The organism is Pseudomonas sp. DNDY-54 (assembly GCF_019880365.1).
Lineage (GTDB): Bacteria > Pseudomonadota > Gammaproteobacteria > Pseudomonadales > Pseudomonadaceae > Stutzerimonas > Stutzerimonas stutzeri_P.
In genome coordinates, this window is record NZ_CP082271.1 from 3,076,041 (window position 1) to 3,091,924 (window position 15,884).

The following is a 15,884-nucleotide window of genomic DNA, read 5'->3' on the forward strand; positions in this document are numbered from 1 at the left end:
CGCTCAACTTCGCTTGTAGGGCTCGCCATGCGCCTGATCCATGCCTACATCAATGGCATCACCCGGCTTAATGAATTCATCGGTCGCTGGGTGGCCTATCTGATATTCGTCATCTTCGTGTTGCTGCTACTCGAAGTGTTCATGCGCTACCTGTTTTCGAGCCCAACCTCCTGGACCAACGAACTCGGGCAGATGCTGTTCGGCGCTTACGTGGTGTTGTCCGGCGGCTACGTGATGGCGCACCGCGACCACGTCAACGTGGACCTGCTCTATTCCTCCTTCAGCCCCCGCACACGGGCGTGGGTCGATATCTTCACCTCAAGCATGTTTTTTCTGTTCATGGCGGCATTGCTGTACTTCGGTAGCTCCATGGCCTGGGAATCGGTTCAGGGCATGGAAACGTCGTACTCCGCCTGGAACCCACCGATCTGGCCGATCAAGGCGATGATTCCGCTGGGAACGCTCCTGCTGCTGTTGCAGGGCATCGCCAAACTGCTGCAAGACATCCTCGTCGCGCTGGGCCGTGAGCCGGCTGGCGACGCCAAGCACGCGGAGGATGCGCAATGAGCATCGAAATCACCACGCTGCTGTTCTTCTTGACGCTGGTGTTCTTCCTGGTTCTTGGCCTGCCGCTGGCCTTCGTACTGGGCGGTGTCTCGGTCCTGTTCCTCTATTTCACCTGGGGTGTCGACGCCTTCTATATGGTGGCCTCGCAGATGTGGGGCACCATGGAAAGCTTCACCCTGGTCGCCATTCCGCTGTTCGTGTTCATGGCCATGCTCCTTGAACGAACGGGCGTGGCCCGCGACCTCTATCGCATGATGCACCTCTGGTGCGGCGGCATGCGTGGCGGGCTGGCGATCGGCACGCTGGGGATCTGCGCGGTGTTCGGTGCGATGGTCGGCATCAGCGGTGCGGCCGTGGTCGCAATGGGCACCATCGCGCTACCCGCGATGCTGGAACGGGGCTACGACAAGCGCATGGTGCTGGGTTGCATCAACACGGGCGGCGGCTGGGGCATCCTGATTCCACCGAGCATCATGATGATCCTCTACGCGATGATCAGTGGTCAGTCGGTCGGCAAGATGTTCGCGGCAGGCGTCCTGCCGGGTCTGTTGCTGGTCACACTGACGGTCACTTACGTACTGGTTCGCTCTTTCCTGCAGCCGCACCTGGCGCCAGCGCTGCCGAAGGAGGAGCGCGGCACCTGGCGCGAAAAATTCCTGGCGGTGCGCGCCGTGCTGCTGCCGATCGGCATCGTGGTCATGGTGCTTGGCTCGATCATTGGCGGGCTGACAACGCCGACCGAGGCCGCTGCAATGGGCGTTTTTGGCGCGCTGATTTCTGCCGCGGTGTACCGCAAGCTTGACTGGCCGGTCCTGCAGGAAGCGGCTATCCGCACCTTCAAGCTCACCGGCATGATCGCGTGGATTCTGTTCGCGGCCCACGCGTTCAGCTCGGCCTATCAGGGCATGGGCGCACAGTCGCTGATCGAAGGGCTTATGATGGATCTGCCGGGCGGCCGCTGGGCGATCATCATCTTCATGATGGCCATCGTGTTCGTCATGGGCATGCTGCTCGATCCGGTCGGCATCATGCTGATCACCCTGCCGGTATTCCTGCCCATCGTGGCTTCGCTCGGCTTCGACCCGATCTGGTTCGGCGTGCTGTTCGTGATCAACATGGAAATCGGCTACATGACCCCGCCGTTCGGGTTCAACCTGTTCTATCTCAAAGGCATTGTTCCGCCCGGTATATCCATGAAGGACATTTACTGGTCGGTCATCCCGTTCGTGATCGTCAACATCATCGGCATGGGCATCATCATGCTCTTCCCGGAGATCGCGACATACCTGCCGGATACGCTGTTCTGACGGCAGTCGCTGAAACGAAAAAGCCGGAGCAGATGCTCCGGCTTTTTTTTGCGGTCGCTTAGATGATATTGGCGTAATCAGCTTCGATGCGATCCAGGCTCAAATGGTTGAGGAAGTTGGAAAAACACATCCAGGCCGACAGCGCATTGAGATCCTGGAACTGCTGCGGCAGGTACTTGGGCGGTACGACCATGCCCTCCTCTACCAACTGGCGCAGGGTGCGCATGTCTTCCAGCGTGGTTTTGCCACAGAACAGCAGCGGAATCTGCTCCAGCTTGCCTTTGCGTACCGCGAGCTGGATGTAGTTGTAGATCATGATGAAGCCCTTCAGATAGGACAGGTCCTTGGTGAAAGGCAAACCATCGGGTGTCGAACCGCGGAAAACGCGGCCCGCATTACCGTAGCTGTCTTCGTCGGAGTAGCCCTGCTCACGGAAGAAGCCGAACACATCGAGAAAATCCGCACCCTCTTCTGCCATGTGGATGGCGCGGGTGCGATTGGTGAGCTTGCGCAGGCGCGTCGGGTAAGACGCAAAGGCGATGACCTCCATGAGAATCGCCAAGCCTTCCTGCGTGACGGTCGACGATGGCGGCCCTTTGGCGAGGAAAGTACAGATCGGCTGATTTTGCCCGTTGAGTGTGGTGCCGACGTGCACCAACCCCTCGTGAACCTCCAGCGCCCGCACGTCGCGCTCGTTGAACATCGCATCGCTGCGGATCTTGATGTAATCAGCGCCGGCCGCGGCATCAGCCAGGATGCCATCGGATTCAAAGACGCGGATGACGCCTTCACCCTCGCCGAATACCAGATCCAGGCGGCGCTGCAGCATTTCCACCGCTTGCGGTGCGGTCAGCAGCTTGGCTTCGTCCTTCAGGTCGCCGCGGTCGGCAATATTGTTCAGGTAGTCCGAGAGCATCAGGCCGAGGTCGGCCAGGGTCGGGTCACCGGCATGGAAGGCATCGGAGGCCGCGCCGTAAAGCTCCTGAGAAATCAATCCGAAATCGGCGGTGCCGCGTGCCTCGAGCATGCGGATCACCATGCGGTATTCCTTGCACATGCGCCGCATGATCTGCCCGACCGGGTTGAATTGCCCCAACTGCCGGGTGATATCGCGCTCGATGTTCTGGAATTCTTCTTTCTTTGCACTGGAATCGAAAGCCAGCGGACGGCTTTCGTAGTAGGCCCGATCCACCTTCGGCAGCTCGCGAGCGCCCGTCGCAAAAAAGCTTTGCCGGACGCTGTCGTCCCACTTCACTGCATCGAGCACCCGCACTGGGGTTTGTGCCTCGACGATGCGATCGGACAAGCCGCGCACCGTGAGCTGATATTCGTCCAGGTTGTTACGGGAATTCATCCGTACCTCGTCAGTGATGAGCCGTAGCCTTCAGCTTATACACCAGCGGACCCTTTTGATCCGTGCCCGGTTCGCGAACGGCTCATCAGGCATACAGAACCGTGTCGGCGGGCATCGACCGATCTAGCGCCGGCCATTACGGCGGACAGATGCGCCCGCTTGTAGGCGAATCAGCCCGGCGCAACACGGGCGGACACGGGAGTCTGATCCCGCGCCGTCCATTCAGAAAAAAGCTGACCAAAGCGCCGCTCGCGACAACAACGAGCGGCTCGGCCTGCCTGATCAGACCTCAGGACGCATATGCGGGAACAGGATCACGTCGCGAATCGACGGCGAATTGGTCAGCAGCATCACCAGACGGTCGATACCGATGCCCTCGCCTGCGGTCGGCGGCATGCCGTATTCCAACGCGCGGACGAAGTCGGCGTCGAAGTGCATGGCCTCGTCGTCGCCGGCGTCCTTGTCCCGGACTTGCGCGTGGAAGCGCTCGGCCTGGTCTTCGGCGTCGTTCAGCTCGGAATAGGCGTTGGCGATCTCGCGGCCACCGATGAACAGCTCGAAGCGGTCGGTGACGCTTGGGTCGTCGTTGCTACGACGCGCCAGCGGCGACACTTCGAAGGGATAGCGGGTGATGAAGGTGGGCTGCTCCAGCTTGTGCTCGACCAGTTCCTCGAAAATCATCACCTGCAGTTTGCCCAGCCCTTCGAAGCCGAGCACCTTGGCCCCGGCTTTCTTGGCGATGGCACGGGCGGTGTCGATATCATGCAGGTCGGCGGCGCTGATCTCAGGATTGAACTTGAGGATGGCGTCGAACACCGAGAGCCGTGCGAAGGGCTCGCCGAAGTGGAACAGCTTATCGCCGTACGGCACATCGGTGCTGCCCAGAACCAACTGCGCCAGTTCGCGGAACAACTCCTCGGTCAGGTCCATGTTGTCTTCGTAGTCGGCGTAGGCCTGGTAGAACTCGAGCATGGTGAACTCGGGGTTGTGCCGGGTCGAAACGCCTTCGTTACGGAAGTTGCGGTTGATCTCGAATACGCGCTCGAAACCGCCAACAACCAGACGCTTGAGATAAAGCTCCGGCGCGATGCGCAGGAACATCGGCAGATCCAACGCATTGTGATGCGTCTCGAACGGCTTGGCCGCGGCGCCGCCGGGAATGGTTTGCAACATCGGCGTTTCGACTTCGAGGAAGTCGCGCTCGTTGAGGAACTTGCGGATATGCCCGATCACCTGGGAACGCACACGGAAGGTATGGCGGGTTTCCTCGTTGACGATCAGGTCCACATAACGCTGGCGATACCGTTGCTCAGTGTCGGTCAGGCCGTGGTGCTTGTCCGGCAGCGGGCGCAGCGACTTGGTCAGCAGGCGCACGTCGGTCATCTCGACGTAGAGATCACCCTTGCCCGAGCGGGCCAGGGTGCCCTCGGCGGCGATAATGTCGCCCAGGTCCCAATGCTTGATGCCTTCCAGCGTCTCGGCCGGCAGCGTCTTGCGATTGACATAGACCTGGATGCGCCCGGTCATGTCCTGCAGGACCATGAAAGCTCCGCGGTTGAGCATGATGCGCCCGGCAACCTTTACCGGGATTGCCGCTTCTGCCAGCTCTTCCTTGGTCTTGTCGGCGTATTTCAGCTGCAGGTCGTTGCAGTAGCTGTCGCGACGGAAGTCATTGGGAAAAACGTTGCCTTTGGCGCGCTCGGCGGCCAGTTTTTCCTTGCGCTGAAGGATCAGGCTGTTTTCTTCCTCTTGGATGGCGTGCTGGTTCAGCGGTTGTTCGCTCATGGTTTCAAAATGCCTGGATCGAATGGATGAATCCTGGGGAGGGTGTTGGAAGGCGTTTCGCTTCATTCCATCACGGACCTGCCCCTATTTTGGCGGGCTGAAGCCCACCCTACATCTGGACGCTTGGAACTCGAGTTAGGTGGGCCGGGCGGCGTTCCGCTTCAGCCCACCAACGCTGGCTAAGCGCGGTAGCTTACAGCCCCTGTTTCAAACTGGCTTCGAGGTACTGATCGATGTCGCCATCCAGAACCTTCTGGCAGTCGCTACGTTCCACGCCGGTACGCAAATCCTTGATGCGCGAGTCGTCGAGCACATAGGAGCGAATCTGATGACCCCAGCCGATATCGGACTTGGTGTCTTCCAGCGCCTGGGAGGCCGCGTTGCGCTTCTGCATTTCCTGCTCGTACAACCGGGCCCGCAGCATTTTCATGGCGGTGTCCTTGTTGGCGTGCTGGGAACGTTCGTTCTGGCAGGCCACCACCGTGTTGGTTGGTACGTGGGTGATACGTACCGCCGAGTCAGTGGTGTTTACGTGCTGACCACCGGCACCGGAGGACCGGTAGGTGTCGATGCGCAGATCCGCCGGATTGATGTCGATCTCGACCCTGTCGTCGATCTCGGGCGAGACGAACACTGCCGAGAATGAGGTGTGGCGGCGGGCCCCAGAGTCGAACGGGCTCTTGCGCACCAGGCGGTGCACGCCGATCTCGGTGCGCAACCAGCCAAAAGCATATTCACCCTTGATGTGAACGGTAGCGCCCTTGATACCGGCGACTTCGCCTTCGGACAGTTCGACGATCTCGGCAGTGAAACCGCGCTTGTCGGCCCAGCGCAGGTACATGCGCAGCAGGATGTTGGCCCAGTCCTGCGCCTCGGTGCCGCCGGAACCGGCCTGGATGTCGAGGTAGGCGTTGTTGGGGTCCATCTCGCCGCTGAACATGCGGCGGAATTCCAGCCCTTCGAGGATGCCGCGCAGGCGGTCGAGTTCGGCGGCGACATCGTCCACGGCGCTCTGGTCGTCTTCTTCGACAGCCATGTCGAGCAGGTCGCGGGAATCGGCCAGGCCGCCCTCGAGGTCGTCGATGGTCTCGACGATCTGCGCCAGGGTGGCGCGCTCGCGGCCCAGGTTCTGGGCGTATTCAGGTTTGTTCCAGACGTTGGGGTCTTCGAGTTCGCGGTTTACTTCGACGAGACGATCATGCTTCTGATCGTAGTCAAAGATACCCCCGAATGGACAGGGTGCGCTCGGACAGGTCCTTGATGCTGTTGAGGATCGGGTTGATTTCCATAGGTAGGCAGCTCTCAATCGGACGTTGCGAAAAGCCGGCGATTATAGCGCAGCAGGCCGCTGCTGACAGCCCACGCGGGGCTGCCGAAGCGGCGGAAGTCAAGCGAAGTTGTTCAAGAAGGGAGCGGAGGCGGCGTTAAGGCCGCCTCGAACATGCCCTCGAACATGATCACACGGAGACGCCACGCACCTGACTCTCCAGCTCAAGCTTCAGCTGTGCATCGAGTTTAAGCTGGCGGGCCAATTCATCCAGGTACGCGCGCTCCATGAACTGCTCCTCGTCCACCATCAAAACGCTGGCGAGGTACATTTCCGAAGCCATTTCCGGGGTGGTAGCTGCAGCGGCTACGTCGACCGGATCGAGCGGCTTGTTCAGCTCCTTTTCCAGCCAGCGTTGCAGTTCAGGATCATCGGTGAGCTGGGCCAATTCGGCCTCGATCATCTTGCGCTCCTGATCATCCACGTGGCCGTCCGCCTTGGCCGCAGCGACCAGCGCTTTGAGGATGCTGCGGCTGTGTTCCTCCACCTGTTCGGGTGGCAGGCGGTCCACCGTCTTTGGCTCCGTTTGAGTATTTGGCTGCGTCACTCCGGCCCCGCCCTGCTGCGCCTGTTGTGCCTGCCAGTTGCCGTAGGCCTTGTAGGCCAGCATGCCGAGCGCGGCCAGGCCGCCATAGGTGACGGCTTTCCCGCCAAGACGACGCCCGCTGCGGCTCCCCAACAACATGCCGAGCGCACCGGTCGCTAGCGCGCCTTTTCCTATGCCTCCGCCACCGCCCCCAAGAATGCTACCGAGCGGGCCGCCCGCGCCGGAGAGCATATCTCCGAGCGAACCCCCGCTTTTAGACGGTGTTGAGCGCGTCACGGAACCTTGCTGCTTCTGCAACAGGTCCTGACCCGATTTGAGCAATTGGTCGAGCAAACCGCTGGTTTTCATGGAAAGACCTACCTGAATACTGATGAAAGGAACTTACTCGAGCGAATCGGGCACCTGCCGGATTGGCGTGTTTCGATGAGCAGCGCGAACATACTGGGCTGGCCATGGCACCGTGCTGTCGCGTAGATCTTCGGCCGCATGCAACGGCCAGTAAGGGTCGCGCAACAGCTCGCGTGCCAGCAGGATCAGGTCAGCCTGACCGGTGCGCAGGATATGCTCGGCCTGGACCGCTTCCGTGATCATGCCGACCGTGCCCGTGGCGATGCCTGCTTCGCGCCGAACCTGCTCGGCGAACTGCGTCTGGTAGCCAGGACCGACCGGGATTTCCGCATTGGCCGCCGTACCACCGGAGGAAACGTCGATCAGATCGACGCCAAGATGCTTCAACCGCCGCGCCAGCTCGACGGTTTCCTCGGCGTTCCAGCCGTCCTGAACCCAGTCGGTTGCGGACAACCGGACGAATAACGGCAGCTCCTCCGGCCACACCGCACGCACGGCCTGGGTGACTTCCAACAGCAAACGGATACGGTTGTCGAACGAGCCACCGTAGCCATCCTGGCGCTGGTTGGACAGTGGCGAGAGGAACTGATGCAGCAGGTAGCCGTGCGCCGCATGTACCTCTGCAATCTTGAACCCCGCGGCCAGCGACCGCTCAGCCGCCCGCACGAAAGCCTGGATCACGTCGTTGATGCCGACCTCATCCAGCGCGGTCGGCACCGCGTGCTCCGGATCGAACGCAATGGTCGACGGCCCTACCGGCGTCCAGCCGCCAGCGGCAATGGGCACGCTGCCATGACGTCCGAGCCAGGGCTGCCACGTACTTGCCTTGCGTCCGGCATGCGCGAGTTGAATGCCAGCCACGGAACCCTGGGCTTCGATGAAGCGCGTGATTCGCCGCAACGGTTCGACGTGCTCGTCCGACCAGATGCCCAGGTCCTCAGGGGAAATGCGACCGTTTGCGGTAACAGCGGTGGCCTCGATGATGACCAGCCCCGCCCCGCCGACGGCACGGCTGCCCAGATGGACCAGATGCCAGTCGTTCGCCATTCCGGCCTTGGCCGAGTACTGGCACATAGGCGAAACGGCGATTCGATTGGCCAGCGTCAACTGACGCAGGGTGAGCGGCTGGAAAAGCTGTGTCATGGAAACCTCACTGCAATGGATGCGCGTTGGACACCCTTCAGTACAGACTGTTTCCGAGACTTTGCCTGGTCAGGCGTCACGGCCGCCCCGATTCGGTGACCGTATGTTGCGAACATCCACGTCGGGCACCTCACGAACACCGATAACCGTCCAGCGAGGCCATTCTCGGTCGCTTCATCTGTCGTACCGGAACGTGGCGAGAAGCGTGCCGGCGTAGTGCGCTATGCAGTTCTTCTTAAGGTTCACCTGTGTGTGCCTGCAAGAGCAGCGAACACGCGCACAACCATCTGCAGCCCAGCCCGCTCCAGTATGCGGAACGCTACGCCGCCTCCACACTCACTGGAACGCCATTGAGTGCAGCATTGCCGGACAACGCGTCCAGATAGCTTTCATCGGTCAGATCATTGGCACTCGCACCGGGCTGAGTACTGGCGATGCCCATCTGCACACCCGGGCGGGCATGGCCCCAGCCATGCGGCAGGCTGACCACGCCGAGCATCATCTCGTCACTAACGGCCACTTCAACTTCGATCACGCCGACCCGCGAGCGAACCCGCACGCGCTGACCGTCAAGCAGGCCCAGCCGGCTCAGATCCGCCGGATTCATCAGCAGCTGATGGCGCGGCTTGCCCTTCACCAGACGGTGATAGTTATGCATCCAGGAATTATTGCTGCGCACATGGCGACGTCCGATCAGCACCAGCTGCTCGGCAGGCACGCTAACTGCCTCAGCGAAACGCTGGACGTCGCCGAGGAACAGCAAGGGCGCTGCGTGTACTTGCTGACCCTCGGTTTTCAAGCGCCCAGCCAGATTTGGCTTGAGCGCACCGAGATCAAGCCCGTGCGGATAGTCGCGCACGCTGGATAGGCTCAGGTTCATCTCGCTCTTCGCGCCGTACGGCCCGGCGCGCAGGCCGAGGTCGATCATCTGCTCTGGCGTCATGGTGGGCTTGAGATCCGCGCCGATTCGCGCCGCGAACGCCTTAGCCAAGCCGATGAAAATTTCCCAGTCATGCAGCGCGCCCACCGGCTTGCCGAGCACCGGCTCGTTGAAGCGGGTGACGTTGCGCACCGCGAACAGGTTGAAGGTGGTGTCGTAATGATCATGCTCCAGCGGCGCCGTGGGCGGCAGGATCAGATCGGCATAGCGGGTGGTTTCGTTGATGTAGAAATCTACGCTGAGCATGAACTCCAACCCATCAAGCGCCTGTTCCAGTTTTCGCCCATTGGGCGTGGAAAGCACCGGGTTGCCCGCGACCGTCACCAGCGCGCGGATCTGACCTTCCCCTTCGGTAAGCATCTCCTCAGCCAGCGCTGAAACCGGCAGCTCGCCGCCGTATTCCGGCAGGCCCGACACCCGGCTTTGCCAACGGTTGAAGTGCCCTCCCGAGGTGTTCGCGACCAGATCGACTGCCGGCTCCGTGCAAAGCGCGCCGCCCACCCGATCCAGGTTGCTAGTGACCAGATTGATCGACTGTACCAACCACTGGCATAGCGTTCCGAACGCTTGAGTCGAGACACCCATCCGCCCGTAGCAGACGGCTTTGTCCGCAGCAGCGAAATCCCGCGCCAGTTGTCGAATCTGTTCAGCCGGTACGCCACAGCGCGGCCCCATTACTTCGGCGGTGAAGGGCTTTACGGCCGCCCGAAGTTCATCCATACCCGCCACGGGAAGATGGCTGGCACGTGTCAAACCTTCATCAAAAAGCGTATTCAGCAAACCGAAAAGCAACGCCGCATCTTCACCCGGGCGGACAAACAGATGCTGGTCGGCGATGGCCGCGGTTTCACTCCGACGCGGATCGACCACGACGAACTTGCCGCCGCGCGCTTGTAGCGCTTTCAAGCGCTTTTCCACATCCGGAACGGTCATGATGCTGCCGTTGGACGCCAGCGGGTTGCCACCGAGAATCAGCATGAAATCGGTATGGTCGATGTCTGGAATCGGGATCAGCAGACCATGCCCATACATCATCAGGCTGGTCAGGTGATGCGGCAGCTGATCGACCGAGGTGGCCGAAAAGCGATTGCGTGTTTTCAGCTGACCGAGAAAGTAGTTGCTGTGGGTCATCAGCCCGTAGTTGTGCACGCTGGGGTTGCCTTGGTAAACCGCCACGGCGTTGTGGCCATGTCGTTCACGAATATCGGCCAGCCGCTCCGCGACCAGCGCGAAGGCTTCGTCCCACTCGATCGCCTGCCACTCGCCGCCGACCCGTCGCATGGGGTGGCGCAGGCGGTCCGGGTCGTTCTGGATGTCCTGCAAGGCGACGGCCTTTGGGCAGATGTGGCCGCGGCTGAAGCTGTCCTGAGGGTCGCCCTTGATGGATACGATCTGCTCGTCACGGGTTTCGATGGTCAGGCCACAGATGGCCTCGCACAGATGGCAGGCACGGTGGTGCTGGGTCGTTTCGCTCATCGCAGGCTCCGAAGGATTGTTCTTGTAATCCAATCACTCTAGGCCGGAGCCGGGCGTGCGCCAATCATGCACGTCGTGGCAAATAGGGAGCGATTCAGACAACCGATCTTGCAACTGGCAGTGCCGAGTTCGGATACGCCGCCGCTCCTGTAGGAGCGAGCTTGCTCGCGAAAGGATGTCCAGCTAGCGCCGGCTAGAGCACGCGCCACCTTGGCTGCGACCGACCGTGAACCTGAGGTCAACGCGCCGCGATATGCGCCACCAGCAGCTGCACGCTTTCCCGACCGCGAAACTCGTTCACGTCGAGTTTGTAGGCGAGATCGGCCCAGCGCACCGTGGGATTGGGCCAGAGCTCGCGATCGATATTGAAAGCGATGCCATCAAGGGTCAGCGAGCCGCATTCGCTCTTGAGGACCATTTTCAGGTGCTTCTCGCCGACCAGTCGCTGCTGCACCAGCTGGAACACGCCGTGGAACACCGGCTCGGGAAAATGCTGCCCCCACGGCCCGGCATTGCGCAGCGCCTTGGCCAGTTCGAGGTGGAACTCCTCGATGCTCAACTGACCATCGGTGAGCAGGCGCCCGGTCAGGTCGTCTTCGCACAGCTGACGCCGCACCTCAGCATCGAAGGCCGCCGCGAAGGCGCCAAAGTTAGCTTCCGGCAGCGACAGACCGGCCGCCATCGCATGGCCACCGAACTTGCTGATCAGCCCTGGGTGACGCGCAGCAACGGCATCCAGCGCGTCGCGAATATGAAAGCCCGGCACCGAGCGCGCCGAGCCTTTCAACAACCCGTCCCCGGCGCCCGCGAAGGCAATGGTCGGACGGTGATAGCGCTCCTTCAGGCGCGAGGCGAGGATGCCGATCACGCCCTGGTGCCATTCCGGTTCGAACAGACAGAGGCCGAACGGCATGTCTGCGAGCGGCAGGTCTTTCAGCTGGGCCAGCGCCTCGCGTTGCATGCCCTGTTCGATGCCCTTGCGATCCTGATTCAGCTGGTCGAGCTGCACGGCCATGTCGCGCGCCAGCGCTTCGTCCTCGCAGAGCAGGCATTCGATGCCCAGCGCCATGTCGTCGAGGCGACCCGCTGCGTTCAGCCGTGGGCCAAGGATGAAGCCCAGATCGGTCGAGGTGATACGGCTGTGATCGCGACCAGCAACTTCCAAAATGGCGCGTAACCCCGGCCGCGCCCGCCCGGCACGGATGCGCGCCAAACCCTGGTGCACAAGGATTCGGTTGTTGGCATCAAGCGGCACCACGTCGGCAACGCTGCCCAGCGCGACCAGATCCAGCAGCTCAGCCAGATTCGGCTCCGACCAGCCATTGCGGGTGAACCAGCCCGACTCACGCAATGCCGCGCGCAGGGCCAGCAGTACGTAGAAGATCACCCCGACGCCGGCGATGCATTTGCTCGGAAAGGCGCACTCGGGCTGGTTGGGATTGACGATGGCGTCCGCGTCCGGCAGCAGCGGACCTGGCAGATGGTGATCGGTCACCAGGACCTTGAGCCCTGCGGCCTTGGCCGACGCTACGCCGTCCACGCTGGAAATGCCGTTGTCGACCGTAACCAGCAGATCAGGCTGACGTTCGAGCGCTACGGCGACGATTTCAGGCGTCAGTCCGTAGCCGTACTCGAAGCGGTTGGGCACCAGATAATCCACGTGTGCTGCGCCCAACTGGCGCAGGCCCAACACACCCACCGTACTGGCGGTGGCGCCGTCGGCGTCGAAGTCGCCGACGAATAGAATGCGATGGCGCTTCTCCAGCGCATCGACCAGCAGCGCCACGGCACTATCGATTCCCTTGAGCTGGCTATAGGGAATCAGCCGCGCCAAGCCTTTATCCAGTTCGTTTACCGATTGCACGCCGCGGGCTGCGTAGAGCCGGGTCAGGAGCGGCGGCAGGTCGCCCAGGTCGGGAAGCCGTTCAGGAAGTGGGCGGGGTTCGATACGCATCAGTGGGTTATCCGGCGTGAAGCATGAAGTGGATCAAAGCGATGTCGCAGCACGCGCAGCCTGGTCATAGAGGCCGGACATGGCACGCAGCAAACCGGCGAGACGGTGAATCTCGTCGGGGTCGATATTCAGATTCTCGAAGGAGGCGATCAGGCATTCCTTGCGGATGTCTGCATATTCCTGACACAACTCGCGGCCCTTTTCCGTGGTCCGGTAAAACATTTCTTTGCCCTGCTTTTCGCCCTCGACCAGACCGAGCTTGCCGAGTTTCTTCAAGGCGTAGGTCACGGTGTGAGTGTCTTCGATATTGAGCAGCAGGCAGATATCCGCCTGTCGCTTGGCACGGCCGCGGCTCGCCAGATTGTGCAGCACCATGACGTCCAGCGCGTTCATCTCCACGGCACCAGAGGCTTTCATGCAGCGCTCCATCCAGCGCATCAGCGCGGCGCTGGCAACGATGATGCCGTACTCGAGCTCGGAGAGTTCCTGCGATTGTTCGGCGAGATGCGCCGACGCAACGATGGACGATCGCAACGGGCGAGGGGATTTAGCGTCAACCATCTTGTGGACCATGACATGAGGGGCGAAGCGTGATTTCGCCCGATGAATCGGGTCGGCAAGCATACAGCAATGAGCCTGGAGCGACCGCTGCGAAGCCTGACATTAAATTTTTATTGATAAATCATCGATAATTTATCATCGTAATGTCACTCACCCGCCGGCACGCCGGCCGGGCCAGCAGTTCAGCGAGGAATGGTATGAAACGTCTACTTCTCAACTGCGACATCGGCGAGAGCTTCGGGGCCTGGACCATGGGCCTGGATGCCGAAGTCATGCCCTTCATTGATTGCGCCAACGTAGCGTGCGGTTTCCACGCCTCTGACCCGCAGATCATGCGACGCACCGTCGCGCTGGCGGCGCAGCATGACGTGAAGATCGGCGCCCATCCGGCCTACCCAGATCTGGTCGGCTTTGGTCGACGCTCCATGGCGTGCACCCCGGACGAAGTGGAGAACATGCTGCTCTATCAAATAGGCGCGCTCGATGGCATCTGCCGCGCCGAGGGCACCCAGGTCCGTTACGTCAAACCGCACGGTGCGCTCTACAACGACATGATGCGCAAACCCGAACTGCTCCGAGCAGTGATGCGCGCGGTTATCGCCTATTCCCCGTCGCTTCCCCTGATGCTGATGTCGACACGCGACAACAGCGCTGCGCAAGCGCAGGCGGACGAACTGGGTGTGATGCTGTGGTTCGAAGTGTTCGCTGATCGTGCCTATGACGCGGCCGGCATGCTGGTATCCCGAGCCTTGCCCGGGGCGGTACACCACGATGCCGAAACGGTCGCAGCCCAGGCGCTCTGCCTGGCCAAAGGCGAAGCGCTGACCGCCAGTGACGGCAGCGCTCTGGTACTGCGCGCCGACACGCTTTGCGTTCACGGCGACAACGCCGGTTCGGTCGCCGCCGTGCAGCGCATCCGCCAGGCGCTCGAGAAGCTGCCGGCATGAAGGCGCGTATCGAAGTCGTCGGCATCGACTGCCTGATGCTGCGTCTGTTCGACGAGATCGACGAAGCTCACATGTCCTGGCTACTGGCCGCAGCACGGCGCCTGCGCGAATGTTTCGGCGCCGCCCTGATCGATCTGGTGCCGTCCTACACCACCCTGCTCATTCACTACGACCTAGCACAACTGGACGACGACCAGGCGCGTCGTCGGGTAGCGGATGCGCTGCATGACCTGCAGCCGGATGCGGGAGCTCAGGCACGCGAGCTGTACATCCCGGTCTGGTACGACCCAAGCGTCGGGCCGGAACTCGACGCAATGGCGCAGCGCAGCGGGCTCGGCGTTTCCGGCGTGATCGAGCGCCACAGCGCCCGGACCTATCAGGTTTTTGCGCTGGGCTTCGCGCCGGGGTTCGCCTTCATGGGGCTGGTCGACGAATCCCTCGCCAGCCCGCGCCTGCAAACGCCACGCAAGCAGGTTCCGGCTGGCAGTCTGGGTATCGCTGATCGACAGACCGCTATCTATCCGCTGGTATCGCCCGGGGGCTGGAACCTCATCGGCCGCAGCCCGACGCGGCTGTTTGACCGAGAGCTGGATGGCTACAGCATCTGGCAACCCGGCGACCGCGTGCGATTCCAGCCCATCGAACGGGCCGAGTTCATTCGGCTTGGCGGAGACGACAGTCCTTTTGAGGTGGCGCCATGAGCCTGTTGATCGAGCGCAGCGGCGCCATGGCAAGCCTGCAGGACGGCGGCCGGTTCGGTGTTCGTCATCTCGGCGTAACCCAGGGCGGTGCAGCAGACTGGATTTCTCAGGCATGGGCGAACTGGCTGCTGGGCAATGAACTGCACGCCGCAACCATCGAAATCACACTGGGGAATTTCGCCCTGTTGGCCGAAGCTGACAGCTGCCTCGCCCTGTGCGGCGCGGACCTTGCGGCCACGCTGGATGGGCAACCTATTGAACCGGGACGCAGCTTCAACATTCGCAAGGGTGAACGCCTGACCTTTGCCCAGCCGCGCCGAGGCGTCCGTGCCTATCTCGCCGCTCCGGGTGGCTTTGCTGCACCTTTGACCCTGGACAGTTGCGCGACGGTGCGCCGCGAGGCGCTTGGCGGCCTGCACGGCGATGGCAAGCCGCTGGCCCAGGGTGATCGACTGAAGTGGAGCGGCGCGGCGCCCAGGCCGCGTGAACTGGATGCCGATTCGATCACTCCGTTGTCATCGTCAGAACCGCTGCAGGTGGTGCTTGGCGCACAGATCGGCGACTTCAGCGGGCAAAGCCTGTTCGATGCATTCAATAGCGAATGGACGGTGGACCAGCGCGCCGATCGCATGGGCATCCGCCTGCTCGGTCCAGTGCTGCGCAGTTCACGACAGTCGATGATTTCTGAAGGTGTACCGCTGGGAGCGATTCAAGTGCCGCCCGATGGGCAGCCCATCGTCCTGCTCAACGACCGGCAAACCATCGGCGGTTATCCCCGGCTTGGCGCCCTGACGCCCTTGGCAGTTGCTCGTCTGGCGCAATGCATGCCGGGCACAGTCCTGCGGTTGAAGCCGGTTGCCCTGGAAGCGGCCCAACGTCAGCAAAGCCGGCTGCTCGCCAACTGGCGATAACCCACTCACCCCGGAG

General features: G+C 61.8%; 13 protein-coding genes. 5 read left to right on the plus strand and 8 right to left on the minus strand.

Going from position 1 to position 15,884, the window contains the following annotated elements; all coding sequences use genetic code 11:
- Positions 1–27: 27 nt before the first annotated feature.
- Together K4O48_RS14170 and K4O48_RS14175 are read left to right on the plus strand one after the other, a co-directional pair.
- Positions 28–567 (plus strand): TRAP transporter small permease subunit, encoded by a 540-nt coding sequence (locus K4O48_RS14170; protein ID WP_222909046.1) that lies wholly within the window; start codon positions 28–30, stop codon positions 565–567.
- Positions 564–1,874 (plus strand): TRAP transporter large permease subunit, encoded by a 1,311-nt coding sequence (locus tag K4O48_RS14175; protein ID WP_073302206.1) that lies wholly within the window; start codon positions 564–566, stop codon positions 1,872–1,874. The genes K4O48_RS14170 and K4O48_RS14175 overlap by 4 nt, the downstream gene beginning before the upstream one ends.
- Positions 1,875–1,932: 58 nt before the next feature.
- On the opposite strand, the gene K4O48_RS14180 is transcribed toward K4O48_RS14175, so the two are convergent.
- From K4O48_RS14180 to K4O48_RS14215, 8 genes are all read right to left on the minus strand, one after another.
- The gene (locus K4O48_RS14180; RefSeq protein ID WP_222909047.1) at positions 1,933–3,228 is read right to left on the minus strand and encodes a flavohemoglobin expression-modulating QEGLA motif protein; all 1,296 of its coding nucleotides are present in this window, start codon (positions 3,226–3,228) and stop codon (positions 1,933–1,935) included.
- Positions 3,229–3,510: 282 nt separating this feature from the next.
- The gene (gene lysS, locus K4O48_RS14185) at positions 3,511–5,013 is read right to left on the minus strand and encodes a lysine--tRNA ligase (RefSeq protein ID WP_222909048.1); all 1,503 of its coding nucleotides are present in this window, start codon (positions 5,011–5,013) and stop codon (positions 3,511–3,513) included.
- A 193-nt stretch (positions 5,014–5,206) separates the two neighbouring features.
- Positions 5,207–6,302, minus strand: a protein-coding gene (gene prfB / locus K4O48_RS14190; protein WP_155737899.1) for a peptide chain release factor 2 whose coding sequence is annotated in 2 segments (ribosomal slippage) — positions 5,207–6,229 and positions 6,231–6,302 — 1,095 coding nt in all. Because the reading frame shifts where the segments join, the coding sequence is not laid out codon by codon here.
- A 168-nt stretch (positions 6,303–6,470) separates the two neighbouring features.
- Positions 6,471–7,235 (minus strand): tellurite resistance TerB family protein, encoded by a 765-nt coding sequence (locus tag K4O48_RS14195; protein ID WP_222909049.1) that lies wholly within the window; start codon positions 7,233–7,235, stop codon positions 6,471–6,473.
- 33 nt (positions 7,236–7,268) lie between these two features.
- Complete coding sequence (locus tag K4O48_RS14200; RefSeq protein ID WP_222909050.1) at positions 7,269–8,378, minus strand: NADH:flavin oxidoreductase/NADH oxidase; 1,110 nt, start codon at positions 8,376–8,378, stop codon at positions 7,269–7,271.
- A gap of 319 nt (positions 8,379–8,697) precedes the next feature.
- Positions 8,698–10,794 (minus strand): molybdopterin-dependent oxidoreductase, encoded by a 2,097-nt coding sequence (locus tag K4O48_RS14205; protein WP_222909051.1) that lies wholly within the window; start codon positions 10,792–10,794, stop codon positions 8,698–8,700.
- A gap of 238 nt (positions 10,795–11,032) precedes the next feature.
- Positions 11,033–12,748, minus strand: coding sequence for a single-stranded-DNA-specific exonuclease RecJ (recJ, locus tag K4O48_RS14210; protein ID WP_222909052.1), 1,716 nt, complete (start codon positions 12,746–12,748; stop codon positions 11,033–11,035).
- A gap of 33 nt (positions 12,749–12,781) precedes the next feature.
- A complete protein-coding gene (locus K4O48_RS14215) occupies positions 12,782–13,309 on the minus strand; it encodes a winged helix DNA-binding protein (RefSeq protein ID WP_222909053.1) in 528 nt (175 codons plus the stop codon).
- 197 nt (positions 13,310–13,506) lie between these two features.
- On the opposite strand from K4O48_RS14215, the gene K4O48_RS14220 reads away from it, so the two are divergent.
- Genes K4O48_RS14220 through K4O48_RS14230 form a run of 3 tightly spaced genes read left to right on the plus strand, consistent with a single transcriptional unit; the run spans position 13,507 to position 15,868 of the window.
- Positions 13,507–14,256, plus strand: a complete 750-nt coding sequence (locus K4O48_RS14220) for a 5-oxoprolinase subunit PxpA (protein WP_222909054.1) — start codon at positions 13,507–13,509, stop codon at positions 14,254–14,256.
- The gene (gene pxpB / locus K4O48_RS14225) at positions 14,253–14,957 is read left to right on the plus strand and encodes a 5-oxoprolinase subunit PxpB (protein WP_222909055.1); all 705 of its coding nucleotides are present in this window, start codon (positions 14,253–14,255) and stop codon (positions 14,955–14,957) included. The genes K4O48_RS14220 and pxpB overlap by 4 nt, the downstream gene beginning before the upstream one ends.
- Entirely contained in the window at positions 14,954–15,868 is a 915-nt protein-coding gene (locus K4O48_RS14230; protein WP_222909056.1) for a biotin-dependent carboxyltransferase family protein, read from the plus strand. The genes pxpB and K4O48_RS14230 overlap by 4 nt, the downstream gene beginning before the upstream one ends.
- Positions 15,869–15,884 lie beyond the last annotated feature (16 nt).